Genomic DNA, 25,472 nt, shown 5'->3' with positions numbered 1-25,472 from the left:
CATGGTGACATGACCATATTACTGGGGATCCCTCAGCCCTTTGGGAGAGGGCTGGGGTGAGGGGCAATAACCGCAGCAAAATCCGAAATTATCCCGGTATCTTCCCCCTATAGCGCGCCCAGCAGAGGCGTGCGGGTGATTCGACTCTCGCCGTTAACTACTTTTTCGCCGCGCAGATGAATGCTGTCGCCGTCGAAAGCCTCAATGACGGCATCGTCGGTGATTTCAACGTGGTGCTCAATCAGTACGTCGCCGCTGATCCGCGCCCGCCCCTGAATCACGACCTTATCATCAATCATGATCGGCCCCCCGCGTAGCCACGCCTGACCGCCAATCAGCACGTGGTGCTTAATTACGCAGTTGCCTTCCACCACCGCATTCTCAGCCACCTGAGAGCTGTAGCGCACGGTAGGGATGGCATCGTCGTCGAATCCGGCAATCAGGCGCGCGTTGCCGTACACTTTTGCGCAGTCGCAGACCCAGACGTTATTGATATCGTTCCCTTCAAGAATGGCCTTGTCGAACACCTCGGCACGGTGCTCGATAAACGCATAATTGACGATGGCCTCGCCGTAGATTTGCGCCTGATGCACCACGCGCGACTGGCTGACGGTCGCGTTGTCGTAGATTTTAAGGATCTGCTCCTGGTCTGGGGTTAAGCCTTTGGCGGCGATAATCATGCTGTTATGCAGCACCCGGGCATCACCAAAAATATGGCATTCCCCCCGTACGGTGGAGTTCTGGATGGTGACGTTGTCACTTATTCGCGCCCCATGGCTCACGTTTGCCCCGTCCAGCCAGCTGTTGCCGCTAATATGGGCATGGTCGCTGACGACGCACGGCAGGGTCAGACGGGCATTACCGGAGACGGTCGCACCGGCGAAGACCACGCTGTTTTCGTCGTAGATCCAGCAGTTCCCCTCCTGAGACAAGGCGCGTTCATCTTCAATCCAGCCGCCTTTCGTCCCGGCGGCGACGTCATTAAAATCTGTCGTGGCGATAATCTGTTTTAACGTAGCCGAGTGGGGCGTTTCGCCGTTTTTCCAGTGCCAGAGCCGGGTTTCATCGCTGAGCCGATACTTTTTCATCGTGTTATCCCTGGTAAGCGTCTTCACTAAACGTAGCAAACTTTCAGCTTTGCGTTGTGCTGGCATCCGAGGCGGAAACACCTTAAAATGGCATTTCAAATACATTTTAAATTTTAAAATTAATGAATAAAAATGACGAAACCCGGCAGGTACTTAACCTGCCCGCAAGTTATTTTGGCATGGTCCTTGGCATCATCGGCATGGGGTTCGCCTGGCGATACGCCAGCACCCTCTGGCCGGTTACGCGCTGGCCGGGTGAGGGGTTGGTTGCCCTTGCGGTGGTATGTTGGTTTTTACTGACGGTGGCGTTTATTACGCGCGCGGTGCGTTTCCCGCGTAGCGTGCTGGCGGAAATGCGACACCCGGTGATGAGCAGCTTTGTCAGCCTTTTTCCGGCCACCACGATGCTGGTTGCCATTGGGTTTGTCCCCTGGTACCGCCCGGTTTCGCTGGTGTTATTTGCCGTGGGCGTGGTGGTGCAGCTTGCCTATTCCGCCTGGCAAAGCGCCGGGCTATGGCGCGGTAACCATCCTCAGGAGGCGACAACGCCGGGGTTATATCTGCCTACGGTGGCAAACAATTTTATCAGCGCGATGGCGTGTGGTGCGCTGGGGTTTAACGATGCAGGGTTAGTCTTCCTCGGCGCAGGTGTCTTTTCCTGGCTCAGCCTGGAACCGGTTATTCTCCAGCGCCTTCGCAGCGCGGGTGAACTGCCCACCGCACTGCGTACGTCGCTGGGTATTCAACTGGCCCCGGCGCTGGTGGCCTGCAGCGCCTGGATTAGCGTCAACGGCGGGGAAGCCGATACCTTTGCCAAAATGCTGTTCGGTTATGGCCTGTTGCAACTGCTGTTTATGTTGCGTCTGTTGCCGTGGTATATGTCTCAGCCGTTTAACGCATCGTTCTGGAGCTTCTCGTTTGGCGTGTCGGCACTGGCAACCACCGGTCTGCATCTGGGGTACAGCAGCGCGTCAGGCTTTTTCCACGCCATTGCCGTGCCGCTCTTTATCTTCACTAACTTCATCATTGGGATGCTGTTGGTTCGTACATTCATCCTGCTGATACAGGGCAAACTTCTGGTGCGCACTGAGAAAGCACGGCTTATGCAATCTGAGGAACAATAATGGCTGTCGACGAAAACTACTTCACCGAGAAATATGGACTCACCCGTACCCATTCAGAGGTGCTGTACAGCGCAGAGATCGTTAAGCCCGGTAAAACGCTCGATCTCGGCTGCGGCAATGGCCGCAACAGCCTCTATCTGGCCGCTAACGGTTACGATGTGACGGCGTGGGATAAAAACCCCATGAGCATCGATAACATCGAACGCATTAAAGCGGCGGAAGGCATAGCGAATCTGCAGACGGCGATCAAAGACCTGAACAGCCTGAGCTTTGACGGGGAATACGATTTCATTCTCTCCACCGTGGTGCTGATGTTCCTTGAAGCGAAAACCATCCCTGGTTTGATCGCCAATATGCAGCGCTGCACGAAACCGGGCGGTTACAACCTGATTGTGGCCGCCATGGATACTGCGGATTATCCTTGTACCGTCGGCTTCCCGTTTGCATTCAAAACCGGCGAACTGAGCCACTATTACGAAGGCTGGGATCTGCTTAAGTACAACGAAGATCCCGGCGAACTGCACCGCACCGACGAGAACGGCAACCGCATCAAATTGCGCTTCGCGACCCTGCTGGCACGTAAACCCGCTTAACGGGCGGCCAGCAGACAGAGTTGCAGGGCAGTGTGGTAAGAGGCCTCGAACGACGACAGCGGCAGAAACTCAAACCGTGAGTGGAAATTGTGCGCGCCGGTGAAGAAGTTCGGGGTTAACAACCCTTTGGCTGAAAGCGCCGCGCCGTCTGTTCCGCCGCGCATCGGGGTGGGTTTGGGGGTGATCCCAAGGGATTCCATTGCCGCAAACATCAGGTCAATGGCCCGGCGATCTTCCCCAATCGCATTGCTGATATTGCTGTAGGTATCCTCAATCTGGTACTCCACCTTTGCGGTGGGGTGTCGGGCGGCAATCAGCGCCGCGACGTCGGCAATCTGCTGCTTACGGGCGGCAAAGCTTGCCTGATCGAAGTCGCGGATATTCGCTCTAAGTACGGCCTCGTTTTGCCCGGCCTGAATGCCGTTGAACCAGATATAGCCCTCACGCCCCTCGGTGCACTCCGGGGTTTGCTGGCGGTCAAAATGGTTAATGAAATCCGTCGCCATCAGTAGCGGGTTCACCAGCACGCCTTTGGCTGACATGGGGTGCGCGGTGACGCCGGTAAAACGGATTTCTGCCGCCGCCGCGTTAAAGTTTTCATAGACAATTTCGCCCAGCTCGCAGCAGTCAATCGTCCAGGCAAAATCAACGTCGAAGCGTTTCAGATCCAGCGCTTTTGCCCCCTTCAGGCCAATCTCCTCATCCGGCACAAACGCAACCACGATATCCCCATGCTGATGCGCCGACGTCAGGTTTTCCAGCAGGGTCATCACCACGGTCACGGCGGCTTTATTATCTGCGCCTAATACGCTGGTTCCATCGCTGAAAATAATCTCTTCGCCGGGATAGGCCAGAATTTCCGGGTGCTCGTTGACGCGAAGCCAGATCTCTTTCTCTTTATTCAGACAGAGGTCTTCACCAGTGAAGGTTAATATTTGTGGATGAATATCCGGTGATAATCCCACGTCAACGGTATCAATATGGGTAATAAATCCAATCCGCGGCGCGCCGGGCACATTGCCTTTTTTTACCGCGGTGACCGTGGCAAATTCGTCGATGACAATGTCGTCTAAGCCCAGCTGTGTCAGCTCTTTCGCCAGTTCCCGCGCCATCTCATGCTGGCCCGGAGTGGAAGGGAGAGTGCTGACTTTTGCATCGCTCTGGCTGGTGATGGCGAGATAACGGAAAAAGCGTTGCGTTAATTGTCTGGAAAGCGGCGAGCCCATAGTGTTTTCTTCCTTATTTATTTTTCGGGTGTTTGCTCCCTCACTTTAATGTTATTTATGAAATGGCAAAAGAATTAATTAGCCGTCGAATTAAAAGACAGGAATAAATGATGAAAAGCAAACTCACAACGTTAACCCTGGCACTCGCCGCGCTCACGGTCAGTTCCACCGTAGCCGCGAAAACGCTGGTGTATTGCTCCGAAGGGTCTCCGGAAAATTTTAATCCTCAGTTATATACCTCGGGTACCAGCGTGGACGCCAGCGCGGTGCCGGTCTATAACCGGCTGGTCGATTTCAAACCTGGCACCACGGAGCTGGTGCCGAGCCTCGCGGAGCGCTGGGAGGTGAGCGAAGACGGCAAGGTCTATACCTTCCATCTGCGCAAAGGGGTGAAATTCCAGAGTAATAAGTCCTTTACGCCAACGCGCGACTTTAATGCCGATGATGTGATTTTCTCGTTTATGCGCCAGAAGGATGCGAATCACCCTTACCATAACGTCTCTAACGGCAGCTATTCCAACTTTGAAAGTCTGGAGTTTGGCAGTTTAATCACCGCGATTGATAAAGTGGATGACCATACCGTGCGCTTTACCCTGGCGCACCCGGAAGCGCCATTTGTCGCCGATCTGGCGTGGTATTTTGCCTCCATTCTTTCGGCGGAATATGCCGACGCGATGCTCAAGGCGGGCACGCCGGAGAAGGTGGACATGGAGCCCATCGGCACCGGCCCCTTTAAGCTGGCGCAATATCAGAAAGACTCCCGCATCCTGTTCACCGCCTTCCCGGACTACTGGCAGGGGAAATCGAAGCTGGATCGGCTGGTGTTTACCATTACGCCGGATGCGTCGGTCCGTTTTGCCAAAATCGAGAAAAACGAATGTCAGGTGATGCCGTTCCCGAACCCGGCCGATCTGCCGCGAATGAAGGCGAACAAGGATATCAATCTCATGAGCAAGGCGGGGCTGAATACCGGTTTCCTGGCGTTCAATACCCAGAAGCCTCCGCTGGATAATGTGAAAGTGCGCCAGGCCCTGGCGATGGCCATCAACAAACCAGCCATTATTGACGCCGTGTTCCACGGCACTGGCACGGCGGCGAAGAACCTGCTGCCGCCGGGGGTATGGGGGGCCGACAGCGAGCTGAAGGATTACGAATACGATCCCGAAAAAGCCAAAGCGCTGTTAAAAGAGGCCGGTTTTGCCAACGGTATCAGCATCGATTTATGGGCGATGCCGGTGCAGCGCCCCTATAACCCGAATGCGAAACGCATGGCGGAGATGATTCAGGCGGACTGGGCGAAGGTGGGAGTACAGACCAAAATCGTCACCTACGAATGGGGCGAGTACCTGAAGCGGGTGAAGGGCGGCGAGCATCAGGCCGCGTTGATGGGCTGGACTACGGCGACCGGCGATCCGGACAATTTCTTTGGTCCGCTCTTTACCTGCACCTCGGCGAACGGCGGTTCAAACTCGGCCAAATGGTGCTACAAGCCGTTTGATGACATCATCGCCGAGGCAAAATCGATAACCGATCATGACAAACGCGTGGCGCTGTATAAGCAGGCTCAGCAGATGATGCACGATCAGATGCCCGCGGTGATGATCGCCCATTCCACGATTTTTGAACCGGTTCGTAAGGAAGTCACGGGGTACGAAATCGACCCGTTTGGCAAACATATCTTCTGGCAGGTTGATATAAAACCATGATTTTTCACTGCCCGTCGCATGGCGGGCAGACTTTTCGCAAATTGTGCTCCCGGCATCATTTTTTGTCACAACAAACCCGCCTGACTTTTGCTATAACTTCAAATGCATACTTGCAGATAACATGGAAAACCATCATGCGTACTCACACTTTTTTTAAAGTTGCAGTGCTTTCTGGTCTGTTGGCGCTGGCGGGGTGTTCATCCAAGGTCGCCGCGCCTGAACAATACTCCGGCTTTTTGAAAGATTACTCAGGCTTGCAGCAAACGACATCCGCAACGGGTAAACCAACCCTGCGTTGGGTCGATCCTTCTTATAACGAAGCAAATTACGACAGTATCATCTGGACGCCGATTACCTATTATCCGGCACCTAAACCGACCACCCAGATTGGTCAACGTACGCTTGATGAGCTGTTAAATTACACCAATAACAAAATGAAAACCGCGATTGGCCAACGTAAGCCAATTGTGACGACGCCGGGCAAACACAGCCTGATTTTCCGCGGGGCGATCACCGGGGTGAGCTCGCAGAAAGAAGGTCTGCAGTTCTATGAAGTGGTGCCTGTTGCGCTGGTGGTGGCAGGTACGCAGATGGCAACCGGCCATCGCACCATGGATACCCATCTCTTTTTCGAGGGTGAGTTGATTGATGCGGCGACGAACAAACCGGTAATCAAGGTTGTTCGTAAAGGTGAAGGTAAAGAGCTGAACAACGAAAATTCACCAATGACCTTCGCGACGCTGAAGCAGGTTGTTGATGACATGGCGACGGACGCCACCATGTTTGATGTGCATAAAACAGCGAAATAATCATATACGGCCTGCAAGTGCAGGCCGTTTTTTTATGCCGTACGCAGGCGTCTGAACCAGGTTTCCGGTCTGGTAAACATCACCATATTCCCGCCCAGAATCAGCAGTAACCCGATAATGCCGTTAATGTGCCAGACGTAGCCTTCATACACCGTGGAGATGGACAGCGCCACCAGCGGGAAGAGCAGCGTACTGTAGGCCGCTTTGCCCGGACCAATGCGTCCGACCAGGGTGAAGTAGGCGCCAAAGGCAATCACCGAGCCAAACAGGGCCAGATAGACCAGCGCCCCCATGTAGCTCATCGTCCATTGCGGCGCGAAGCTGTCGCCTCTGAACAGCGCGATGCAGCCCATCACCAGCGTGCCGTAGAGCATCGCCCACGCGTTGGTGGTCATCGTCTCTAGCCCTCTGCGCTGATGCCGCATGCTGATCATGTTGCCCAGCGAGAAGCCGTAGGTCCCGAGTGCGGAAAGGCCAATGCCAGTCAGCAGCGATACGCTCCAGCCGCTGGCCAGCAGATCGTCCCAGAAGAGGGTGATGATCCCCACCAGACCCAGGGCGGCCGCTGTCCAGAAACGCGCGGGTGGACGCTGTCCGAAGAAAATAAAACTGTTGATGGCGTTATAGAGCACCGCCATGGAAAATATCACTGACTCCAGGCCGGTATTGATATGCGCCGCTGCCGTGTAAAAGCACCAGAAGTTGAAGCAAAACACGCAGCATCCTTGCAGCACGCAGAACAGATGATCCCGCAGCGCCAGTTTACGCAGGCGGCCAAGCGCCAGGAGCACCACCATCATCGTGGCGCTGGCCAGCGCAAAACGCCAGAAAATGGACACCGGGGCCGCCACAGGACCCTGCTGCAGGAAAATTGCAATCCAGGTGGTTCCCCAGATAACCACCACCAGTCCGTATAACAATGCGTTCATGTTGTCTCTCTTCTCAAACCACGGAAACCCACAGTATGGCGACGAGGGCGTTGACAGGCTTTCACCGTCCTGCGGCGGACTTGCAAAATCTTGCGCTTTTTTCTGTTCCGGGGTCTGGCAACGTGAAGCAACAATTCTTAGACTGACATTCTGATTCACAGACGCGCTAACGGTTATGTCACACGCTTACGATACCTTTGAAACGCTCCGCCAACAGAACGCCGTGCTGCGGGAAACCGTTGCGCTCAATTCCGGTATCCAGCTGGCGGCGTGGTACAACAAGCGCGACACGATCACCGTAAAAAGCAATCATCACACCCTGAGCCTGTACGTGGCGGACGGTTATGAGAGCTATCAAAAAACGCCGGGCGGCTGGAAAAACGGCGGCGGGCCGGATCGTTTTTGTCTGATGCCGAAAGAGAGTGAATCGACGTGGGATATTCGCGATGACCTGTCGTTTGTCCACCTCTACTGCACCGATGACCATCTGCGCGATGTGGGTGAAAAAATCTGGGACAAACGCCCGCTGTCGTTGACGCTGGATGAAAAAATCTTTGGCAGCGATGCAAAAATCACTGCGCTCTATCGTCAGTTTTTGCTCGGCTGTGACTGGCAGCAAAAAGCCAACCAGCTGACGCTCAGCACGGCCTCGACGCTGCTGCTGACCCATCTGCTGCAGAACTATTCGAATGTGCAGTGGAAACTGCCGGTGGTCACCGGCGGGCTATCGCCGTTTGTGCTGCGCAACGTGCTGGCCTTTATCGAAGAGAACCTTGCTCAGCCGCTCACGCTGGCTGAACTGGCGGCGCAGGCCGCGCTCAGTGAGTACCATTTTGCCCGCATGTTCCGTCAGTCGACGGGGCTGGCACCGCACCAGTACGTGATGCAGCGCCGCATGGAGAAAGCCAAAACGCTGGTGCAGCATACGGCGACGCCGCTGACGGATATTGCACTCGCCTGTGGATTTAACTCCGCCAGCCACTTCAGCAACCGCTTTCGCAGCGTGATGGGGATGACGCCTTCACAGCTACGCGCGGCGAAGGCGTGATAAAACGGCGAAGCACACGCCTCCCAGCACCAGCCCCCAGAATGCAGAGCCAATCCCGAGCAGCGTCACGCCGCTGGCGGTCATCAGAAACGTGACAATCGCCGCGTCACGCTCCGTTTCGTTATGCAATGCCTGATACAAACTCCCGCTGATGGTGCCCAGCAGCGCCAGGCCTGCCAGCGTCTGGATCCAGCTCGGCGGCAGAGCCGCCATCAGCCCGGTAAGGGATCCCCCGAATACGCCCGCCAGCAGGTAAAAACCGCCTGCCGCCATCGCTGCCAGCCAGCGTTTACTGGCATCCGGATGCGCATCCGGGCTCTGGCAAATGGCTGCGGTAATGGCTGCAATGCAGATGGAGTAGACGCCGAAAGGCGAAAGCAGCAGCGCCAGCCCGCCGGTCGCGATCATCAGCGGAGATACCGCCAGCGGATAGCCCGACGCTTTCATCGTGGCGACACCGGGCGCATTTTGCGACGCCATGGTCACGAGGAAAAAGGGCAAGCCGATACTGACCAGACTGGTGAGGCTAAACGCCGGTGCAATAAACTGTGGCATGACGAGGGAAAGGGTGAGTCGATTTGTGACAACGTCACCGCCCGCCCAGGCCACCACGCTCCCTGTTATCAGAGTCGCCACAATGGCGTAGCGTGGCGCCAGCGCTTTGGCGACCAGCCATGCCGCAATCATGCTGCCGCACAGCAGAAAATGGCCGTCAAGGTGACTGAACGTCTGCAGGCCAAAGCGCAGCAATACGCCTGCCAGCATCGCGGCGGCAAGCGAATGGGGAATGAGTTTCATCAGGCGGGCGAAGAGTCCGGTCAGGCCGCACAGTAAGATCAGCCCATTGGCGAAAATGAAAATACCGATGGTTTCTGCAAGCGTTATCCCGTGCAGACTGGTAGCCAGTAGCGCCGCGCCGGGGGTTGACCAGGCGGTTAGCACCGGGGCTTTATACCACCATGACAGGGCGAGCGTACTGATCCCCATGCCGAACCCCAGTGCGGTCATCCAGCCGGCGATCTGCTGTGGGCTGGCGCCTGCCGCGGCAGCAGCCTGCCAGATGATGGCGGCCGAGCTGGCATAACCGACCAGAACGGCAACAAATCCGGCAAGAATGGCGGGAAAAAGAGGGGCTGACTGGCGCATAATATCTCCGTTGTGCGTTATAACGTCCGCAATAAGGTAGCACTGTGCGTTATAGCGTACAAGTGGTATGCTTACCCCCTCGGGAGGAAACATGGAAATCACACAACATCTTGCTACAACACTCAAGACGCAGCGCCAGGCGCGCGGCTGGAGCCTGTCAAAGCTGGCAGAAGAGACGGGGGTGTCAAAAGCCATGCTGGGACAGATCGAGCGTAATGAATCCAGCCCAACGGTGTCGACGCTGTGGAAAATTGCCACGGGGCTAAACATCCCGTTCTCGGCGTTTATCACGCCGGAGGCAGACCGGCAGGCGGTGTTCGACCCGCAGCAGCAGGCGATGGTGGTGAAGCCGCTGTTCCCGTGGGATGAGACGCTGAAGTTCGATCATTTCTCCATCACCCTGGCGCCCGGCGCCCTGAGTGAATCCACGCCGCACGAGGCGGGGGTGATTGAACACGTGGTGGTGATAAGCGGTGAACTGGAGATGAAAATTGACGGCGAATGGCGAACCCTTTACCCCGACCAGGGCGTGCGTTTTGCCGGGGATAAACCGCATGCCTACCGCAACAGCAGCAGCCGACCGGTGCATTTTCACTCCCTGATTCATTATCCCCGCTAAAGGCTCGCAAAACTGTTTCGCTGATGCATACTTCTGACTACAATAGCCGCCATTTTGACCATAACGGATAACGACGAAGTATGCGCCTGCAATCCCATCATCTTGAACTTTTAAGCCCGGCCCGCGATGCCGCCATCGCCCGTGAAGCGATCCTTCATGGGGCTGATGCCGTCTACATTGGCGGTCCTGGCTTCGGTGCCCGCCATAACGCCAGCAACAGCCTGAGCGATATTGCCGAGCTGGTGCCGTTCGCCCACCGTTTTGGGGCGAAAGTGTTCGTGACCCTGAACACCATTCTGCATGATGATGAACTGGAGCCTGCGCAACGTCTGATCACCGATCTCTACCAGACCGGCGTGGATGCCCTGATTGTTCAGGACATGGGCGTACTGGAGCTGGATATTCCGCCAATTGAACTGCACGCCAGTACCCAGTGCGATATTCGCACCGTGGAGAAGGCGAAGTTTCTCTCCGATGCGGGCTTTTCCCAGATCGTGCTGGCGCGCGAGCTGAACCTGAATCAAATCCGCGATATTCACCAGGCGACGGATGCCACCATTGAGTTCTTTATCCACGGTGCGCTGTGCGTGGCGTATTCCGGGCAGTGCAATATCTCCCACGCGCAGACTGGCCGCAGCGCCAACCGCGGTGACTGCTCTCAGGCCTGCCGTCTGCCGTATACCCTGAAAGACGATCAGGGCCGCGTGGTCGCCTTCGAAAAACACCTGCTGTCCATGAAGGACAACGATCAAACCGCCAACCTGGGCGCGCTGATTGATGCCGGTGTACGTTCCTTCAAGATTGAAGGTCGCTACAAAGACATGAGCTACGTGAAGAACATTACCGCCCATTATCGTCAGATGCTGGACGCCATTATTGAAGATCGCGGTGACCTGGCGCGCGCGTCTGCCGGTCGCACCGAGCATTTCTTTATTCCGTCGACGGATAAAACCTTCCACCGCGGCAGCACGGACTACTTCGTCAATGCCCGTAAAGGCGATATTGGCGCGTTTGATTCACCGAAGTTTATCGGTTTACCGGTGGGTGAGGTGCTGAAGGTCGCCAAAGATTATCTCGACGTGTCGGTGACCGAACCGCTGGCGAACGGGGATGGTCTGAACGTGATGATCAAACGAGAAGTCGTGGGCTTCCGTGCTAATACGGTGGAAAAGACCGGTGAAAACCGCTATCGCGTCTGGCCAAACGAGATGCCTGCCGATCTCTATAAAGCACGACCTAACGCCGCGCTGAACCGTAACCTTGACCACAACTGGCAGCAGGCGCTGCTGAAAACCTCCAGCGAGCGTCGCATTGCGGTGGATATCGAGTTAGGTGGCTGGGAAGAGCAGCTGATCCTGACCATGACCTGTGAAGACGGCATCAGCGTCACGCATACTCTCGACGGTCTGTTTGAGGTGGCGAACAATGCAGAAAAAGCCCTCAACAGCCTGAAGGATGGCGTGGCGAAGCTGGGACAGACCATTTACTATGCGCGCAACGTTGCGGTAAATCTGCCGGATGCGCTGTTCGTGCCAAATAGTCTGCTGAACCAGTTCCGCCGGGAAACGGCAGAGATGCTGGATGACGCGCGACTGGCGAATTATCCCCGCGGCAGCCGTAAGGCGGAAACCGTGCCAGCGCCCGTTTACCCCGAGTCGCATTTATCGTTCCTGGCGAACGTGTATAACCATAAAGCGCGCGAGTTTTATCATCGCCACGGCGTGCAGTTAATTGATGCTGCCTATGAGGCGCACGAAGAGAAGGGTGATGTGCCGGTGATGATCACCAAACATTGTCTGCGTTTTGCCTTTAATCTTTGCCCGAAACAGGCGAAAGGCAATATTAAGAGCTGGAAAGCTACGCCAATGCAGCTGGTGAATGGCGACGAGGTGCTGACCCTCAAATTTGATTGTCGTCCGTGTGAAATGCACGTTATTGGCAAAATGAAAAACCATATTTTCAAAATGCCGCCACCGGGCAGTATTGTTGCCTCCGTGAGCCCCGACGAACTGATGAAAACCCTGCCGAAACGTAAGGGTAATTAATTAACGAAAGTGAGTACCCGGTTTGCGCGATTTTTGCCACAGGTGATGTTCGCGCAAACCCTCTGCTGATTCCTCCGCTGCGCTGCGTAATTCATCACTGTCTGCCTCGTGCCGGAGTTGATGATCAACATTCTTAACCCACAAATATTCATGGCCTTTGTGTCCCGCCATCAGCTGGCCGGAAAACAGGGCGCAGACCAGCATCATAAGCGTTAACCCCTTTTTGAACATGGACTTCCCCTTCAATAAAAATGCCACGCTAGCATGAACGTAGTTTCGTAGGGTTATTATTGGCATTTTCAAATTAGCGCAAAGAATATGTCATGTTGCGCGAACAGGATATATTTTGCGCGTAGTGAGATTTTTCCTAAAAAAGAATTATCTTTGTCATACCCTAAAATTTGGTATCAAAATATGGCAGAGGTTTAAGGATTAATCTTATATAATAAGATTTCTCTGACAAAGGAATGGATCTGATTCAATGAAAAAAGTCATGTCAATAGCGCTTCTGGTGGTTGCCGTTGGGGCTGTTGTAGGTATGAACGTTAACTGGAGTGGCGAACCGGATTATATTCAGTCAGCGGAAGCTCGGGTCGGTTCTTATTTAACCAGCGACTACGGACGCGTGGCGTGTAATAGCAAGCAAATTGATGACGAGCGTTGGGAATTAGGGTGTACCAATTCGTCGAAAAGTAAAACATTCCAGTTTGCTGTTTTCTCAGCAGATAAAGCACCGTATGGCGTCTCGCGTCCATTCTATCTGGAAGCGATTAACGATGATGCAAAACAGAGCGCGGAACAGGGCCTGATGCGCTACCTGCAAATTAATACCAAAGCGGGTTAATGGCTCTGTTTAGCTTTTGTTGAGTTCAGGCATGTTAGGTTGTTATTGATCCGCTGCCCGGCATGGAGTGTCGGGACGTAGACATGAAAATACAAATCTATCCATGCAAGCATTTACCGCCAGATTATGGCGGTTTTTTTTTGCCTGCGAACCGGCCATCAGCGTGGCGGGCGGGCAAACTGTTTACGGTACTGGGCAGGGGAAAGCGCGAACTGCTGGCGGAAATGGTGACGCAGGGTCGCTGCCTGTCCAAATCCGGTTTGTTCAGCAATGCTGTCGATGCTGAGACGGCTGCTCTCAAGATAATCTTTCGCCCGTAACAGTCGTTCATTAAGCAGCCAGCGCGCAGGCGTGGTGCCTGTGGCAGCCTGAAAGCGGCGCAGAAAGGTGCGCTGGCTCATGCCGACGCGACGCGCCAGCGAATCCACGCTGTGAGAAATGCTCAGGTGATTGTGCAGGAAGTCGAACAACTGTCCCAGACGCTGGCTCTCCCGCAGCTGTGCCACCGGGCGACTCAACTGCTGCGGCTGGGAGCCATCCCGGTGGGGAGGGATCACCAGACGGCGCGCGACGCTGTTGGCGGTTTCCATACCGTAATCCCGTCGCACCACGTGCAAACAGAGATCGATGCCTGCCGCGCTTCCTGCAGAGGTCAGAATATCGCCTTCATCCTGATACAACACATCCTCGACCACGCCGATCGCCGGATAACGGGCTTTCAGCGCCTCAATATAGCGCCAGTGGGTGGTGGCTTTATGCCCGTTCAGCAGACCCGACGCGGCCAGAACAAACACCCCGGAACAGATAGAAAGCAGCTGGCAACCGCGTGCATTGGCCCGGCGTAAGGCCTCGCAGAGCGCCGCGGGAACAGGCGCATCCATCCCTCGCCAGCCCGGCACAACGATCAGGTCTGCCGATTCCAGCAGATCAAGCCCCCCGTCGGTCAGGATGCGGATCCCACCGGTTGCCCGAAGCTCACCGTCATCAATGCCCGCCACCGCAAAACGATACCATTCGTCGCCCAGCTCGGGACGTGGCAAACCGAAGATTTCCACCGCCACGCCAAATTCAAAGGTACACAAACCGTCATAGGCCAGTACCACCACCAGCGGGCGGGAAACCTGTCTTAAGTTTGTCATCTTTTTGCTGTTTTCTGGCATAAGCGGACGCATTCACGTGATCAATTTCTGGATAGAGTAGTGTTAACACAAACGCCAAAGATGAGGAAGGATCATGAGTTATGTTACTGAATTTCCGGCTGCCGAGCCGCAGGAAGCCGTTACCCATTTTCTGCGTCGCCTGAGCGTCGAAACGGACTGTGCCGATGTGCACCATGCGCTGACGAATAACGAGCAGGACTTTGTGTTGCTGCATGTTGTCGGGAAACCTGAGCAGTTTGCCCGTCGTCATGTGCCCGGCGCGATACATATGCCCTGGAGCCAGATCACCGAGGCGCGCATGGCGCAGTGGCCGGCCGATACGCTGTTCGTGGTGTATTGCGCGGGGCCGCACTGTAACGGCGCGGACAGAGCCGCGCTGAAGCTGGCGCGTCTCGGATTGCCGGTGAAAATCATGATTGGCGGCATCACCGGCTGGAAGGACGAACAGTACGCGTTCGCCAGTAGCGAAACCGCTGCCGTGCTGTGAACATGAATAAATTTCAACTGTCGTGAAATTTTCTCGTTTGCCGGGATACAGCAGGTATGTCATCTTTTTTGGACATTTAGACATCCAGAAGTCTAAAGATTCAAGAGATGAATTATCACTGCTGGCAATTATCGCCGGCAGACAGAGGAGATTTCCATGCAGCGACAGCACGCCCCATACCGCGCCGATGTAGTCGGCAGTTTTTTACGCCCGGATGCCATCAAACTGGCTCGCCAGCAGTTTGCCCGCGGTGAGATTGATGCCGGGCAGCTTCGCGCGGTGGAAGATGACGCGATCCGCCAGGTGGTCGAACAGCAGTGCGCCTGCGGCCTGCACGTGGTCACCGACGGTGAGTTCCGTCGCGCCTGGTGGCACTTCGATTTCTTCGATGGTCTGCAGGGGGTTGAGCGTTACGATTCACAGCAGGGCATTCAGTTCAACGGCGTGCAGACCAAAGCGCACGGCGTGCGCGTCACCGGCAAGCTGGGCTTTGGCGATCATCCGATGCTGGAAGACTTCCGCTATCTGAAAAGCATCAGCGGCAACGCGCAGCCAAAAATGACCATTCCCAGCCCGAGCGTGCTGCACTTCCGTGGCGGTCGCAAAGACATCGATGCGACGGTCTATCCTGATCTGAATGACTATTTTGACGATCTGGCCACCACCTGGCGCGACGCCATCCGGGCATTTTATGATGCAGGCTGTCGCTATCTGCAACTGGATGATACCGTCTGGGCCTACCTCTGTTCGGATGACCAGCGTCGTCAGATCCGCGAGCGCGGGGAAGATGCCGATGAGCTGGCGCGTACCTATGCACGCGTGCTGAACAAGGCGCTGGAAGGAAAACCAGACGATTTGACCATCGGTCTGCATGTCTGTCGCGGTAACTTCCGCTCCACCTGGATTTCCGAAGGCGGCTATGAGCCGGTGGCCCAGGTGCTGTTCGGCACGGTGAACGTCGATGCCTTCTTCCTGGAGTACGACAATGACCGTAGCGGTGATTTCGCACCGCTGCGCTTTGTCCGCCCGGGCAAGCAGCAGGTGGTACTTGGGCTGATCACCACCAAAAATGGTGAGCTGGAAAACCCTGAAGGGGTGAAGGCGCGCCTGGAGGAGGCGGCCAGATACGTGGCAAAAGAGCAGATCTGCCTCAGCCCGCAGTGCGGTTTTGCCTCCACCGAAGAGGGCAACACCCTGAGTGAAGCCCAGCAGTGGGACAAAGTGCGTCTGGTCACACAGATCGCCAGCGAAGTCTGGTAATTCCGTTGTGACAGCGCTGCATTATAAAAGTGCAGCGCTGTACCATTCTGAGTCGTTCTCTTTACATCCCGCGTTACACATCCTGCAATAGCACGTTATTCATCCTGGCATCCTTTTTGCTCCTGTTTCGCTGAGACATTTTTCCGCGTCCATGCCGTAACGGACGTCTTCGCACAGCGTTCTTTTTCAGGAGTGAAAATATGCACCGTCGTACATTATTAAAAGCCTTCGCGTTGTCTGCGTCAGTCGTTGCTATGGGGATGAGTTTTGGCGCACAGGCGGCCGATACCATCAAAGTGGGGATTATGCATTCGCTCTCCGGCACGATGGCGATCTCAGAAACGCCGCTGAAAGATGTCGCCCTGATGACGATTGACGAGATCAACGCCAAAGGCGGGGTGCTGGGTAAAAAACTGGAGCCAGTGGTGGTTGACCCGGCCTCTAACTGGCCGCTGTTTGCCGAAAAAGCGCGTCAGCTGCTGAGCCAGGATAAAGTGGCCGTGGTGTTTGGCTGCTGGACCTCGGTGTCACGTAAATCCGTACTGCCGGTATTTGAGGAACTGAACGGTCTGCTGTTCTATCCGGTGCAATACGAAGGCGAAGAGATGTCGCCGAACGTCTTCTATACCGGTGCGGCGCCAAACCAGCAGGCCATTCCGGCGGTGGAGTACCTGATGAGCGAAGACGGCGGTAGCGCTAAACGCTTCTTCCTGTTGGGCACGGATTATGTCTACCCGCGAACCACCAACAAGATCCTGCGCGCCTTCCTGCACTCCAAAGGCGTGGAAGACAAAGATATCGAAGAGGTCTACACCCCGTTCGGACACAGTGACTACCAGACCATCGTCGCCAACATCAAGAAATTCTCCGCAGGCGGTAAAACCGCGGTGGTCTCCACCATCAACGGCGATTCTAACGTCCCGTTCTACAAAGAACTGGCTAACCAGGGGCTGAAAGCAACCGATGTCCCGGTGGTGGCGTTCTCCGTTGGCGAAGAGGAGCTGCGCGGGATTGACACCAAACCGCTGGTCGGCAACCTGGCCGCGTGGAACTACTTCGAGTCCGTTGATAACCCGACCAACCAGGCCTTCGTGGCGGACTATAAAGCCTATGCCAAAGCCCATAAGCTGCCTAACGCCGATACCGTAGTCACCAACGACCCGATGGAAGCCACCTATGTTGGGATCCACATGTGGGCGCAGGCGGTAGAGAAAGCAGGCACCACCGACGTGGATAAAGTGCGCGCGGCCATGGCCGGACAGTCCTTTAAGGCACCCTCCGGCTTTACGCTCACCATGGATGCCACCAACCATCACCTGCATAAGCCGGTCATGATCGGTGAAATCGAAGGTAACGGTCAGTTTAACGTGGTCTGGCAGACGGAAGAGCCGGTACGCGCCCAGCCGTGGAGCCCGTTCATCGCCGGGAATGATAAAAAGCCCGATCAGCCGATGAAGACCGCCAGCAACTAAGCCATTACTGCAGGGAGAAAAGTCATGAACGCCATGCGCATGATGATCGCTATTGTATGGCTTACCGGACTGCTGCCAGGGATGGCGCAGGCATCGGATGCCGATCAATTTGTTGCCGCCAGCCGCAGCCAGCAGGCGGATATGCTGACCCGCTGGGCTCTCGCGCCGGATGCCGCAAGATTGCCGTTACTGCAGGCGCTGCAAAACGAAAATCTGTTTGCCGACAGCCAGAAACATGCCTTTGCGCGACGCAATGGCGAGATGGTGGCGCTGGGAGATTTCCCTGCTGCAGAAGGGCAAACCAAAGCAGTACGCCTGACCAACCGTCTGCGGGTGCTGGCCGCCACGGCCAACGCTACGCATCAGCTTATCAGTGACAACGTCACGCAGCGGCGTGCCGCCGCGCGCCAGTTACAGCGGGATGCGCAGCCGGAAATGATCGGCCTCCTGCAAACGCGGGTAAGCAGTGAAACGGACGATGTGGCGCGCCAGTCGCTGCTGCTGGCGCTGGCTAATCTCCAGCTCGCCAGCCCACAGGCTGACGTGCGTCTTCAGGCTATTGAACGGCTCGGGCAATCTGACGACCCGGACGTGCCATCCCGACTCATGCCATATACCCAGACGCAAACCGAACCGGATGCCCGCGTGCGTGCCGCCGCCGGGGAGAGCCTGAGCCAAATTCAGCACCGTCTGATGTGGGGCGATCTCCTCGGGCAGGCGTTTATGGGGCTGTCGCTGGGCTCGGTCCTGCTGCTGGCGGCGCTGGGGCTGGCGATCACCTATGGGCTGCTGGGTGTCATCAACATGGCGCACGGCGAGATGCTGATGCTTGGGGCGTACGCCACGTGGATGGTTCAGCAGATCATGGCCAGCGTCACGCCTCAGTGGCTGGCGCTGTATCCGGTCGTCGCGCTGCCTGTTGCCTTCTGCCTGACCGCAGGCATCGGGATGATCCTTGAACGCACCGTGATCCGCCATCTCTACGGTCGTCCGCTGGAGACATTACTCGCCACCTGGGGTATCAGCCTGATGCTGATTCAGCTGGTACGCATGACGTTTGGCGCACAAAACCTGGAGGTGGCAAACCCGGCCTGGCTGTCAGGCGGGGTGCAGGTGTTTGCCAACCTGACGCTACCGTGGAACCGCATTGTGGTATTGGGCTTTGTGCTGATGGTGCTGTTCTTCACCTGGCTGGTCCTGAATAAAACCCGTCTCGGCCTGAACGTGCGTGCGGTAACGCAAAACCGCAGCATGGCGGCCTGCTGCGGGGTGCCGACCGGACGTGTCGATATGCTGGCGTTTGGTCTGGGCTCCGGCATTGCCGGTTTAGGCGGCGTGGCGCTCTCCCAGCTGGGCAACGTCGGGCCGGAACTGGGCCAGGGTTACATTATCGACTCCTTCCTGGTGGTGGTTCTTGGTGGCGTTGGACAATTGGCAGGGAGCGTGGCGGCGGCGTTTGGCCTTGGGATCTTCAACAAAATTCTTGAGCCGCAGATGGGGGCCGTGCTGGGCAAAATCGTCATTCTGGTGGCCATTATTCTGTTTATTCAGAAACGTCCGCAGGGATTGTTTGCGCTGAAAGGGAGGGTCACTGACTGATGAGCCAGCCACTTACCTTAAAACTGGCGCGAAAAGCGCCACGCACAACGCAGATTGCAGGCAGCCTGCTGGTGGCGTGTTTGCTTATATTGCCGTTCTTTGCGATGTTGCCCGCCACCCATCCGCTGGCGCTGTCGACCTGGATGCTGACGCTGCTCGGCAAAATCCTGTGCTACGCCATCGTTGCGGTGGCGCTCGATCTGGTATGGGGATATGCCGGTATGCTCTCGCTGGGCCACGGGATCTTCTTCGCCCTGGGCGGATACGCCATGGGGATGTACCTGATGCGCGAGGCCGCGGGTGATGGGCTGCCCGCATTTATGTCGTTTCTCTCCTGGAGCGAACTGCCGTGGTTCTGGTGGGGAACCCAGCACTTTGCCTGGGCGCTGGTACTGATTGTGATGGTGCCGGGGCTGCTGGCGCTGGTGTTTGGCTGGTTTGCCTTTCGCTCAAAAATCAAAGGGGTTTATTTCTCGATCATGACGCAGGCCCTGACGTACGCGGGAATGTTGCTGTTCTTTCGCAACGAAACCGGGTTTGGTGGCAATAACGGTTTTACCGGTTTTACCACGTTGCTGGGGTTCTCCATCACCGCGACCACGACCCGTATCGCGCTGTTTCTGGCGACCGTCATGTTGCTGCTCCTCACGCTTGGCATCGGCTTTGCCCTCGCCAGAAGCAAGTTTGGCCGTATTCTCACCGCCGTGCGCGACGCTGAAAACCGCCTGACGTTTTGCGGCTACGATCCGAAGGGATTTAAACTGCTGGTATGGACGCTTTCCGCCGTGCTGTGTGGCCTGGCGGGAGCGCTCTATGTGCCGCAGGTCGGGATTATTAACCCCGGTGAAATGTCGCCGACCAACTCCATTGAAGCCGCCATCTGGGTGGCGCTGGGCGGCCGCGGCACGCTGGTTGGCCCGGTCATTGGCGCGGCGCTGGTGAACGGCGCGAAGAGTTTCTTCACCGTCGCAATGCCGGAATACTGGCAGCTGTTTCTCGGGCTGATTTTTATTGCGGTTACGCTGTTTTTACCGCGCGGCGTCTATGGCCTGTTTCGTAAGGGAGAGAAATAATGCAGCCAGCAGAAGGATTATTCACTCGCCAGCTGCCCGGGGATCGCTATCGCGAGCAGACGGACCCGGTGCTGCAGCTGGATAAGATCAACGTCAACTTCGATGGGTTTCAGGCGCTGACGGATCTCACGCTGAACATCGGCGTGGGAGAATTGCGCTGCGTGATTGGGCCAAACGGCGCGGGAAAAACCACGCTGATGGACGTGATCACCGGCAAAACGCGGCCAAAAAGCGGTAAAGCCGTTTATGACCAGTCGGTAGATCTGACCCAGCTTGAGCCAGCCGCCATTGCGCGCCAGGGGATTGGCCGCAAGTTTCAGAAACCGACGGTATTTGGGGCGCTGACGGTATGGGAAAACCTTGAGATTGCCATGAAAACCGACAAGTCCGTCTGGGCAAGCCTGCGGGCCAAACTCAACGGCGAACAGCGCGATCGTATTGATGAGATGCTGGTCCTGCTGCGGCTCGCCGGTGAACGCGACCGCCGCGCCGGACTGCTTTCGCACGGACAAAAACAGTTCCTCGAGATCGGAATGCTGCTGGTCCAGGATCCGCATCTGCTGTTGCTGGACGAACCCGCCGCCGGGATGACGGACGCGGAGACCGAGTACACCGCCGAGCTTTTCCGGACCCTGGCAGGCAAGCACTCGTTGATGGTGGTTGAGCATGACATGGGGTTTGTTGAAACCATTGCCGATCGCGTGACCGTACTGCATCAGGGACAGGTGCTGGCAGAAGGCTCGCTTCGCGAGGTGCAGGCCAACGAGCAGGTAATTGAAGTCTATCTGGGACGCTAAGGAGCTTTGATGTTACAGGTTAACGAACTGAATCAATACTACGGTGGAAGCCATATTCTGCGCGGCGTGAGCTTTGAGGCTATCACCGGCGAAGTGACCTGCCTGCTGGGGCGCAATGGCGTGGGTAAAACCACGCTGCTGAAGTGTCTGATGGGGCTGATCCCGGCGAAAACGGGTGAGGTTATCTGGCAGGGGAAAAAGATCACCCACAGCAAGCCGCACCAGCGGGTGCAGTCTGGCGTGGCGTATGTACCGCAGGGACGTGAGATTTTCCCGCGCTTAACCGTGGAAGAGAATCTGCTCATGGGGCTCTCGCGCTTCTCAGCCCGCGAAGCAAAACATGTCCCGGAGGAAATCTGGCAGCTTTTCCCGGTATTAAAAGAGATGAAGCATCGACGCGGAGGCGATCTCTCTGGCGGACAACAGCAGCAGCTGGCGATAGGTCGCGCCCTGGCGAGCCGTCCGCGGCTGCTGATCCTCGATGAACCTACCGAAGGCATTCAGCCCTCGGTAATCAAAGAGATTGGCCACGTGATCCGCCAGCTTGCAGACCGGGGGGACATGGCGATCCTGCTTGTGGAGCAGTTTTATGACTTTGCGGCAGCGCTGGCAGATAGCTATCTGCTCATGTCTCGCGGCACCATTATCCAGCGAGGACGGGGAGAAAACATGGAGCAGGAGGGCGTTCGCGGACAGGTTGCGATCTGAAATGTTATAATATAACATCCTCATTCTTATAAAAACGGAGTGAGGATACTGTTGTGGCTGCACATATTGGAAAATTTGCGATGACTCTGGGGGCGCTGCTGGTCAGCGGCCAGCTGTTTGCCCACTCACACGGTCACCAGATGACCGAAGCGGAGCAAAAGGCGGCAAACGGCGTGTTTGCGGACAAAGATGTTAAGGACCGGAAACTGTCCGACTGGGACGGCACCTGGCAGTCCGTTTATCCCTTCCTGCTGGATGGCTCGCTGGATCCGGTTTTCAGAAAGAAGGCGCAGAAGGACAATAAAACGTTCGACGAGATCAAAGCCTATTACCGCACGGGGTACGCCACCGATGTGGAGGCTATCGGCATCGAAAATAACGTCATGGAATTCCACAAAGGTAAAGAGGTCAGCCGCTGTCAGTATGATTACAGCGGCTACAAAATTCTGACCTACGCGTCAGGCAAAAAAGGTGTTCGCTATCTGTTTGAGTGTAAGGACGCGGGCAGCAAGGCACCGAAGTTTGTTCAGTTCAGCGACCACACCATTGCGCCAAAAGCCTCATCCCACTTCCACATCTTTATGGGCAATACCTCCCACGAGGCACTGCTGAAAGAGATGGATAACTGGCCGACCTATTATCCAAACGAGATGTACAAAGAACAGGTGGTGGAGGAGATGCTGCACCACTAGGCTGTTGCTGTTGCCGGGTGGCGGCTACGCCTTACCCGGCCTGCGATCAGGGTTTTGTAGGTCGGGTAAGCGCAGCGCTACCCGACACGCAATCTTCACGCTTCACGCTCATTCCACGCAGGATCATCAGCCAGGCAATGATGATAGCCGCCATCATAATCATAAACAGCGACCAGTGCGGCAAATGGGTCAGGATGATGCCGGTGATCATCGGGTTGGCCGCCGCGCCGAGCCAGCCCAGCGCCTGAGCGGAGAAGTAGCTTGCTTTCATACCCGGCGGGGCGATGTTGTCGATCAGCATATATTCACCCGGTGCATAAATAATCTCACCCAGCGTAAAGATGGCGGCGGCGATGCCCCAGTAAATCAGGTTTTCTCCGGAGAGCATAAAGCCACCCAACCCCACGATAAAAAACAGGGTGGCGGCCGTCATCAACGGGCGAATATTGCTGGCAGAGATTTTGCGTCCGAGTGCGTACTGCAGCGTTACCACCACGGCGGCGTTGACGGGCAGAACCACGGCGACCACCTTTTCGGCGAAATCACTGTCTGCATGCGCGGCCAGGACATACTGCGAAATACAGCTCGCGAACGACCCGCCGACGTATGACGCGAGCAGGCCAGAGAGCGTATACCAGAACAGCGCGCGGTCTTTCAGCAAAACCGACGGCTGCCACGTTGCCTTCTGCTCCGCGGTATCTAACGCAATGCTTTTTTGCACAAAGAAGTGGATAAACCCCAGCGGCAGGGCGGCACAGAACGCGGCCAGCCAGAACGGCAGCTGCAGGCTGTACATCACCAGAAACGTGCCAAGAGGCGGCCCGATCGTCCAGCCGATGTTCAAAAAACTGTAGTTCAGCGAAAAAACGCGGGCTTTTTCACTGGAGGTCAGCACGTCGGAGAACCAGGCTTTCAGCACCGTCGAGAAAACAGAATAGGCACAGTTGATTAACGAAAAGAACAGCACCACCAGCGTGACGTTATTGACCAGCGGGATCGCCACAAAACCGGCGATAAACGCCACAATCGCGATCAGCATGTAGCGCTTTTTATCGAACTTATCGGCCAGAATGCCAAACCCCAGGCTGAATACCACGCCGATGGTCAAGGCAATGGTCAGGGCATAACCAATATTCTCGACGCTCATGTTAAACACGCGCGTGAGATAAATAGTCATAAACGGCAGCGTAGCGCCACGACCGATGGTTAATAACAATGACGATGCCAGCAGCGCTGCGGTTGAACGCCTGAGAGATGGTTTCATATTCCTGCCCGACAAATGCTTATGCTTTTTTATAGTGTGTCCTAAAAGGAGTATCACGACATAAGAGGCTTGTATAGCGCCCAATTTATCCGTAAGTGCTTCAACTGCCTGCCAGAATTAATGATCTTCTCGCGACGCACTTTTTTCTGTTACCTTGAAGTGTTAACAAATTATTAATAAATCAGGGGCAGGGTATGACGCGTAAAGACGGATTGCTGGCACTGCTGGTGGTCATCGTATGGGGACTTAATTTTGTGGTCATCAAAGTGGGGTTGCATAACATGCCCCCGCTGATGTTGGCCGGTTTGCGCTTTATGCTGGTCGCCTTCCCGGCACTGTTTTTTGTTGCCCGCCCGAAAATCCCGCTAACGCTGCTGCTGGGTTATGGCCTGACCATCAGCTTTGGCCAGTTTGCATTTCTGTTCTGCGCCATTAAGTTCGGTATGCCTGCCGGTCTTGCCTCGCTGGTGCTGCAGGCGCAGGCGTTCTTCACCATCATTCTTGGTGCGTTTGTTTTTGGCGAGCGTTTACAGGGCAAACAGCTGGCGGGGATCACTCTGGCCGTGTTTGGCGTGCTGGTGCTGATTGAGGCCAGCCTGAACGGCCAGCACGTGGCGTTACTGGGCTTTATGCTGACGCTGGCGGCGGGGCTGAGCTGGGCCTGCGGCAATATTTTCAACAAGCTGATCATGCAGCATGAAACACGCCCGCAGGTCATGTCGCTGGTGGTCTGGAGCGCGCTGATCCCGATTGTGCCGTTTATGGTGGCCTCGCTGATTTTTGATGGCCCGGCGGTGATGCTGACGAGTCTGGTTGAAATCGATCTCACCACCATACTGTCACTGGTCTACCTGGCGTTTGTCGCCACCATTATCGGGTACGGGATCTGGGGTTCTCTGCTGGGGCGCTACGAAACCTGGCGCGTGGCGCCGTTATCGCTGCTGGTGCCGGTTGTCGGGCTGGCGAGCGCTGCGATTTTGCTGGACGAAAAGCTGAGTGCATTACAGCTGCTCGGCGCGGTGCTGATCATGGCCGGGCTGTATATCAACGTGTTTGGCTTACGCGTGCGTCGGGCGGCGCGAGTGCGGAATTAGGGCAGAAAAAAGCCCCGCATCGGCGGGGCAAAACGAATCAGAAGCCGTGCTGATTATAATAAGGCACGCCTAATTCGTCGGATTTGTCGCTACCAGACCCCATGTGGTTGAAATCATAAGGGGACTGGCTATGTGCTGACGGCAAAATCATCGTGTCATGATTATTTTGCTGCGTTGCACGAGGGGGTTGCTCCGCGAAGGTCTGGCTGGAAAAGAGCACCAGCAAGGCGAGGGCGGCGGAGGCGGTAACGTTCATGATTTCCTCGGTTACGTCTTTACAGGCGATGATTAACTACAATGTTTTAGCGGATAAAGGTATCGGGATTCACCCGGCACGCTGGTGATACGATACTTATGAGGCGGCACGTCGAAGTAGTTCTTAAACGTACGCGTCAGGGTCTGTTGCGATTCAAACCCGTATCGCTCCGCCAGATAAAGGATCGGTTCATTGCTTTCTTTCAGTTTTTGGGCAATTTCCGTCAGCTTGCGGCTGCGAATATATTGACCTAATGAATGACCGGTCTCTTTTTTAAACATCCGTTGCAGGTGCCATTTGGAGTAACCTGAACGCTCTGACACTTTTTCAAGGGAGAGCGGCGATTCCAGGTTATCTTCGATCCAGTCCAAAATGCTATGAATAGTGATAGCGTCAGTATTGCGTCTGGACATCGTCATACCTCTTTTTCTGT

General features: G+C 55.8%; 26 protein-coding genes. 17 read left to right on the top strand and 9 right to left on the bottom strand.

Features of this window, described 5'->3' with window-relative positions:
* Positions 1 to 107 precede the first annotated feature (107 nt).
* Positions 108 to 1,088, bottom strand: coding sequence for a YdcK family protein (gene ydcK, locus VF709_RS17760; RefSeq protein WP_013096652.1), 981 nt, complete (start codon positions 1,086 to 1,088; stop codon positions 108 to 110).
* 122 nt (positions 1,089 to 1,210) lie between these two features.
* On the opposite strand from ydcK, the gene tehA reads away from it, so the two are divergent.
* Together tehA and tehB are read left to right on the top strand one after the other, a co-directional pair.
* Positions 1,211 to 2,212 carry a dicarboxylate transporter/tellurite-resistance protein TehA gene (gene tehA, locus VF709_RS17755; protein WP_149896672.1) on the top strand — a complete coding sequence of 334 codons (1,002 nt, stop codon included), beginning with the start codon at positions 1,211 to 1,213 and terminating at the stop codon, positions 2,210 to 2,212.
* Positions 2,212 to 2,805, top strand: a complete 594-nt coding sequence (tehB, locus tag VF709_RS17750) for a tellurite resistance methyltransferase TehB (RefSeq protein ID WP_013096650.1) — start codon at positions 2,212 to 2,214, stop codon at positions 2,803 to 2,805. The genes tehA and tehB overlap by 1 nt, the downstream gene beginning before the upstream one ends.
* Here the strand turns inward: tehB and pepT are convergent.
* Positions 2,802 to 4,031: a peptidase T gene (gene pepT, locus VF709_RS17745; protein ID WP_040020834.1), complete on the bottom strand. Its 1,230-nt coding sequence runs from the start codon at positions 4,029 to 4,031 to the stop codon at positions 2,802 to 2,804. The genes tehB and pepT overlap by 4 nt on opposite strands.
* Before the next feature lie 110 nt (positions 4,032 to 4,141).
* Here pepT and VF709_RS17740 point away from each other — a divergent pair, with 110 nt between their 5' ends.
* Positions 4,142 to 5,737, top strand: a complete 1,596-nt coding sequence (locus VF709_RS17740; RefSeq protein WP_038419397.1) for an ABC transporter substrate-binding protein — start codon at positions 4,142 to 4,144, stop codon at positions 5,735 to 5,737.
* Between the two features lie 134 nt (positions 5,738 to 5,871).
* Positions 5,872 to 6,546, top strand: coding sequence for a DUF3313 domain-containing protein (locus tag VF709_RS17735; RefSeq protein WP_013096647.1), 675 nt, complete (start codon positions 5,872 to 5,874; stop codon positions 6,544 to 6,546).
* A 32-nt stretch (positions 6,547 to 6,578) separates the two neighbouring features.
* On the opposite strand, the gene VF709_RS17730 is transcribed toward VF709_RS17735, so the two are convergent.
* Positions 6,579 to 7,475 carry a DMT family transporter gene (locus VF709_RS17730; RefSeq protein ID WP_020688599.1) on the bottom strand — a complete coding sequence of 299 codons (897 nt, stop codon included), beginning with the start codon at positions 7,473 to 7,475 and terminating at the stop codon, positions 6,579 to 6,581.
* A 175-nt stretch (positions 7,476 to 7,650) separates the two neighbouring features.
* Here VF709_RS17730 and VF709_RS17725 point away from each other — a divergent pair, with 175 nt between their 5' ends.
* A complete protein-coding gene (locus VF709_RS17725; RefSeq protein WP_013096645.1) occupies positions 7,651 to 8,523 on the top strand; it encodes a helix-turn-helix domain-containing protein in 873 nt (290 codons plus the stop codon).
* Here VF709_RS17725 and VF709_RS17720 read toward each other — a convergent pair.
* Positions 8,503 to 9,762: a benzoate/H(+) symporter BenE family transporter gene (locus VF709_RS17720; RefSeq protein ID WP_072207610.1), complete on the bottom strand. Its 1,260-nt coding sequence runs from the start codon at positions 9,760 to 9,762 to the stop codon at positions 8,503 to 8,505. The two genes, VF709_RS17725 and VF709_RS17720, sit on opposite strands and share 21 nt — an antisense overlap.
* Here VF709_RS17720 and VF709_RS17715 point away from each other — a divergent pair.
* Together VF709_RS17715 and VF709_RS17710 are read left to right on the top strand one after the other, a co-directional pair.
* A complete protein-coding gene (locus tag VF709_RS17715) occupies positions 9,761 to 10,288 on the top strand; it encodes a helix-turn-helix domain-containing protein (protein ID WP_048972155.1) in 528 nt (175 codons plus the stop codon). The two genes, VF709_RS17720 and VF709_RS17715, sit on opposite strands and share 2 nt — an antisense overlap.
* Before the next feature lie 80 nt (positions 10,289 to 10,368).
* Positions 10,369 to 12,333 (top strand): peptidase U32 family protein, encoded by a 1,965-nt coding sequence (locus VF709_RS17710; protein ID WP_149896673.1) that lies wholly within the window; start codon positions 10,369 to 10,371, stop codon positions 12,331 to 12,333.
* Here VF709_RS17710 and VF709_RS17705 read toward each other — a convergent pair whose 3' ends face one another.
* The gene (locus VF709_RS17705; RefSeq protein WP_013096641.1) at positions 12,334 to 12,564 is read right to left on the bottom strand and encodes a DUF2554 family protein; all 231 of its coding nucleotides are present in this window, start codon (positions 12,562 to 12,564) and stop codon (positions 12,334 to 12,336) included.
* 250 nt (positions 12,565 to 12,814) lie between these two features.
* Between VF709_RS17705 and VF709_RS17700 the strand changes: the two genes are divergently transcribed.
* Entirely contained in the window at positions 12,815 to 13,177 is a 363-nt protein-coding gene (locus VF709_RS17700; protein ID WP_148790893.1) for a hypothetical protein, read from the top strand.
* Positions 13,178 to 13,335: 158 nt separating this feature from the next.
* Here VF709_RS17700 and ftrA read toward each other — a convergent pair whose 3' ends face one another.
* Positions 13,336 to 14,337 carry a transcriptional regulator FtrA gene (ftrA, locus tag VF709_RS17695; RefSeq protein WP_114518866.1) on the bottom strand — a complete coding sequence of 334 codons (1,002 nt, stop codon included), beginning with the start codon at positions 14,335 to 14,337 and terminating at the stop codon, positions 13,336 to 13,338.
* A gap of 73 nt (positions 14,338 to 14,410) precedes the next feature.
* Here ftrA and VF709_RS17690 point away from each other — a divergent pair, with 73 nt between their 5' ends.
* From VF709_RS17690 to zinT, 8 genes are all read left to right on the top strand, one after another.
* Positions 14,411 to 14,824, top strand: coding sequence for a rhodanese-like domain-containing protein (locus tag VF709_RS17690; RefSeq protein ID WP_058651339.1), 414 nt, complete (start codon positions 14,411 to 14,413; stop codon positions 14,822 to 14,824).
* A 156-nt stretch (positions 14,825 to 14,980) separates the two neighbouring features.
* Positions 14,981 to 16,084, top strand: a complete 1,104-nt coding sequence (locus tag VF709_RS17685; protein ID WP_020688608.1) for a cobalamin-independent methionine synthase II family protein — start codon at positions 14,981 to 14,983, stop codon at positions 16,082 to 16,084.
* A 200-nt stretch (positions 16,085 to 16,284) separates the two neighbouring features.
* Positions 16,285 to 17,556 (top strand): urea ABC transporter substrate-binding protein, encoded by a 1,272-nt coding sequence (gene urtA, locus VF709_RS17680; protein WP_013096636.1) that lies wholly within the window; start codon positions 16,285 to 16,287, stop codon positions 17,554 to 17,556.
* A 24-nt stretch (positions 17,557 to 17,580) separates the two neighbouring features.
* Complete coding sequence (gene urtB / locus VF709_RS17675) at positions 17,581 to 19,155, top strand: urea ABC transporter permease subunit UrtB (protein WP_095427388.1); 1,575 nt, start codon at positions 17,581 to 17,583, stop codon at positions 19,153 to 19,155.
* Entirely contained in the window at positions 19,155 to 20,228 is a 1,074-nt protein-coding gene (gene urtC, locus VF709_RS17670; protein WP_062934444.1) for an urea ABC transporter permease subunit UrtC, read from the top strand. The genes urtB and urtC overlap by 1 nt, the downstream gene beginning before the upstream one ends.
* Positions 20,228 to 21,025, top strand: a complete 798-nt coding sequence (gene urtD, locus VF709_RS17665; RefSeq protein WP_149896674.1) for an urea ABC transporter ATP-binding protein UrtD — start codon at positions 20,228 to 20,230, stop codon at positions 21,023 to 21,025. The genes urtC and urtD overlap by 1 nt, the downstream gene beginning before the upstream one ends.
* Positions 21,026 to 21,034: 9 nt before the next feature.
* Positions 21,035 to 21,733 carry an urea ABC transporter ATP-binding subunit UrtE gene (gene urtE, locus VF709_RS17660; RefSeq protein ID WP_045294027.1) on the top strand — a complete coding sequence of 233 codons (699 nt, stop codon included), beginning with the start codon at positions 21,035 to 21,037 and terminating at the stop codon, positions 21,731 to 21,733.
* A 53-nt stretch (positions 21,734 to 21,786) separates the two neighbouring features.
* The gene (gene zinT, locus VF709_RS17655; protein WP_013096631.1) at positions 21,787 to 22,425 is read left to right on the top strand and encodes a metal-binding protein ZinT; all 639 of its coding nucleotides are present in this window, start codon (positions 21,787 to 21,789) and stop codon (positions 22,423 to 22,425) included.
* A gap of 46 nt (positions 22,426 to 22,471) precedes the next feature.
* Here zinT and ydeE read toward each other — a convergent pair whose 3' ends face one another.
* Positions 22,472 to 23,689: an efflux MFS transporter YdeE gene (gene ydeE / locus VF709_RS17650; RefSeq protein WP_149896675.1), complete on the bottom strand. Its 1,218-nt coding sequence runs from the start codon at positions 23,687 to 23,689 to the stop codon at positions 22,472 to 22,474.
* A gap of 194 nt (positions 23,690 to 23,883) precedes the next feature.
* On the opposite strand from ydeE, the gene eamA reads away from it, so the two are divergent.
* Positions 23,884 to 24,783, top strand: coding sequence for an O-acetylserine/cysteine exporter (gene eamA / locus VF709_RS17645; protein WP_013096629.1), 900 nt, complete (start codon positions 23,884 to 23,886; stop codon positions 24,781 to 24,783).
* 37 nt (positions 24,784 to 24,820) lie between these two features.
* Here eamA and marB read toward each other — a convergent pair whose 3' ends face one another.
* On the bottom strand, positions 24,821 to 25,039 hold the full coding sequence (marB, locus tag VF709_RS17640; protein ID WP_013096628.1) for a multiple antibiotic resistance protein MarB: 219 nt from the start codon (positions 25,037 to 25,039) through the stop codon (positions 24,821 to 24,823).
* 32 nt (positions 25,040 to 25,071) lie between these two features.
* A complete protein-coding gene (gene marA / locus VF709_RS17635; RefSeq protein WP_008502237.1) occupies positions 25,072 to 25,452 on the bottom strand; it encodes an MDR efflux pump AcrAB transcriptional activator MarA in 381 nt (126 codons plus the stop codon).
* Between the last annotated feature and the right edge of the window lie 20 nt (positions 25,453 to 25,472).

It is taken from the genome of Enterobacter sp. Lyrl_3 (assembly GCF_051948675.1).
In the GTDB taxonomy this organism is placed as follows: domain Bacteria; phylum Pseudomonadota; class Gammaproteobacteria; order Enterobacterales; family Enterobacteriaceae; genus Enterobacter; species Enterobacter cloacae.
Note: the sequence above shows the minus strand (reverse complement) of the source record. Positions and strands in the feature narration are given on the sequence as shown.

Excerpts from the sequence above, each read along its gene's own strand:
- urtC (WP_062934444.1), top strand. The coding sequence starts at position 19,155 with ATGAGCCAGCCACTTACCTTAAAACTGGCGCGAAAAGCGCCACGCACA.
- VF709_RS17725 (WP_013096645.1), top strand. The coding sequence starts at position 7,651 with ATGTCACACGCTTACGATACCTTTGAAACGCTCCGCCAACAGAACGCC.
- ftrA (WP_114518866.1), bottom strand. The coding sequence starts at position 14,337 with ATGCCAGAAAACAGCAAAAAGATGACAAACTTAAGACAGGTTTCCCGC.
- VF709_RS17700 (WP_148790893.1), top strand. The coding sequence starts at position 12,815 with ATGAAAAAAGTCATGTCAATAGCGCTTCTGGTGGTTGCCGTTGGGGCT.
- pepT (WP_040020834.1), bottom strand. The coding sequence starts at position 4,031 with ATGGGCTCGCCGCTTTCCAGACAATTAACGCAACGCTTTTTCCGTTAT.
- tehA (WP_149896672.1), top strand. The coding sequence starts at position 1,211 with ATGAATAAAAATGACGAAACCCGGCAGGTACTTAACCTGCCCGCAAGT.
- VF709_RS17720 (WP_072207610.1), bottom strand. The coding sequence starts at position 9,762 with ATGTTTCCTCCCGAGGGGGTAAGCATACCACTTGTACGCTATAACGCA.
- VF709_RS17740 (WP_038419397.1), top strand. The coding sequence starts at position 4,142 with ATGAAAAGCAAACTCACAACGTTAACCCTGGCACTCGCCGCGCTCACG.
- marB (WP_013096628.1), bottom strand. The coding sequence starts at position 25,039 with ATGAACGTTACCGCCTCCGCCGCCCTCGCCTTGCTGGTGCTCTTTTCC.
- marA (WP_008502237.1), bottom strand. The coding sequence starts at position 25,452 with ATGTCCAGACGCAATACTGACGCTATCACTATTCATAGCATTTTGGAC.
- urtB (WP_095427388.1), top strand. The coding sequence starts at position 17,581 with ATGAACGCCATGCGCATGATGATCGCTATTGTATGGCTTACCGGACTG.
- eamA (WP_013096629.1), top strand. The coding sequence starts at position 23,884 with ATGACGCGTAAAGACGGATTGCTGGCACTGCTGGTGGTCATCGTATGG.
- VF709_RS17710 (WP_149896673.1), top strand. The coding sequence starts at position 10,369 with ATGCGCCTGCAATCCCATCATCTTGAACTTTTAAGCCCGGCCCGCGAT.
- VF709_RS17705 (WP_013096641.1), bottom strand. The coding sequence starts at position 12,564 with ATGTTCAAAAAGGGGTTAACGCTTATGATGCTGGTCTGCGCCCTGTTT.
- ydeE (WP_149896675.1), bottom strand. The coding sequence starts at position 23,689 with ATGAAACCATCTCTCAGGCGTTCAACCGCAGCGCTGCTGGCATCGTCA.
- VF709_RS17730 (WP_020688599.1), bottom strand. The coding sequence starts at position 7,475 with ATGAACGCATTGTTATACGGACTGGTGGTGGTTATCTGGGGAACCACC.
- urtE (WP_045294027.1), top strand. The coding sequence starts at position 21,035 with ATGTTACAGGTTAACGAACTGAATCAATACTACGGTGGAAGCCATATT.
- VF709_RS17690 (WP_058651339.1), top strand. The coding sequence starts at position 14,411 with ATGAGTTATGTTACTGAATTTCCGGCTGCCGAGCCGCAGGAAGCCGTT.
- urtA (WP_013096636.1), top strand. The coding sequence starts at position 16,285 with ATGCACCGTCGTACATTATTAAAAGCCTTCGCGTTGTCTGCGTCAGTC.
- VF709_RS17685 (WP_020688608.1), top strand. The coding sequence starts at position 14,981 with ATGCAGCGACAGCACGCCCCATACCGCGCCGATGTAGTCGGCAGTTTT.
- VF709_RS17715 (WP_048972155.1), top strand. The coding sequence starts at position 9,761 with ATGGAAATCACACAACATCTTGCTACAACACTCAAGACGCAGCGCCAG.
- VF709_RS17735 (WP_013096647.1), top strand. The coding sequence starts at position 5,872 with ATGCGTACTCACACTTTTTTTAAAGTTGCAGTGCTTTCTGGTCTGTTG.
- ydcK (WP_013096652.1), bottom strand. The coding sequence starts at position 1,088 with ATGAAAAAGTATCGGCTCAGCGATGAAACCCGGCTCTGGCACTGGAAA.
- urtD (WP_149896674.1), top strand. The coding sequence starts at position 20,228 with ATGCAGCCAGCAGAAGGATTATTCACTCGCCAGCTGCCCGGGGATCGC.
- tehB (WP_013096650.1), top strand. The coding sequence starts at position 2,212 with ATGGCTGTCGACGAAAACTACTTCACCGAGAAATATGGACTCACCCGT.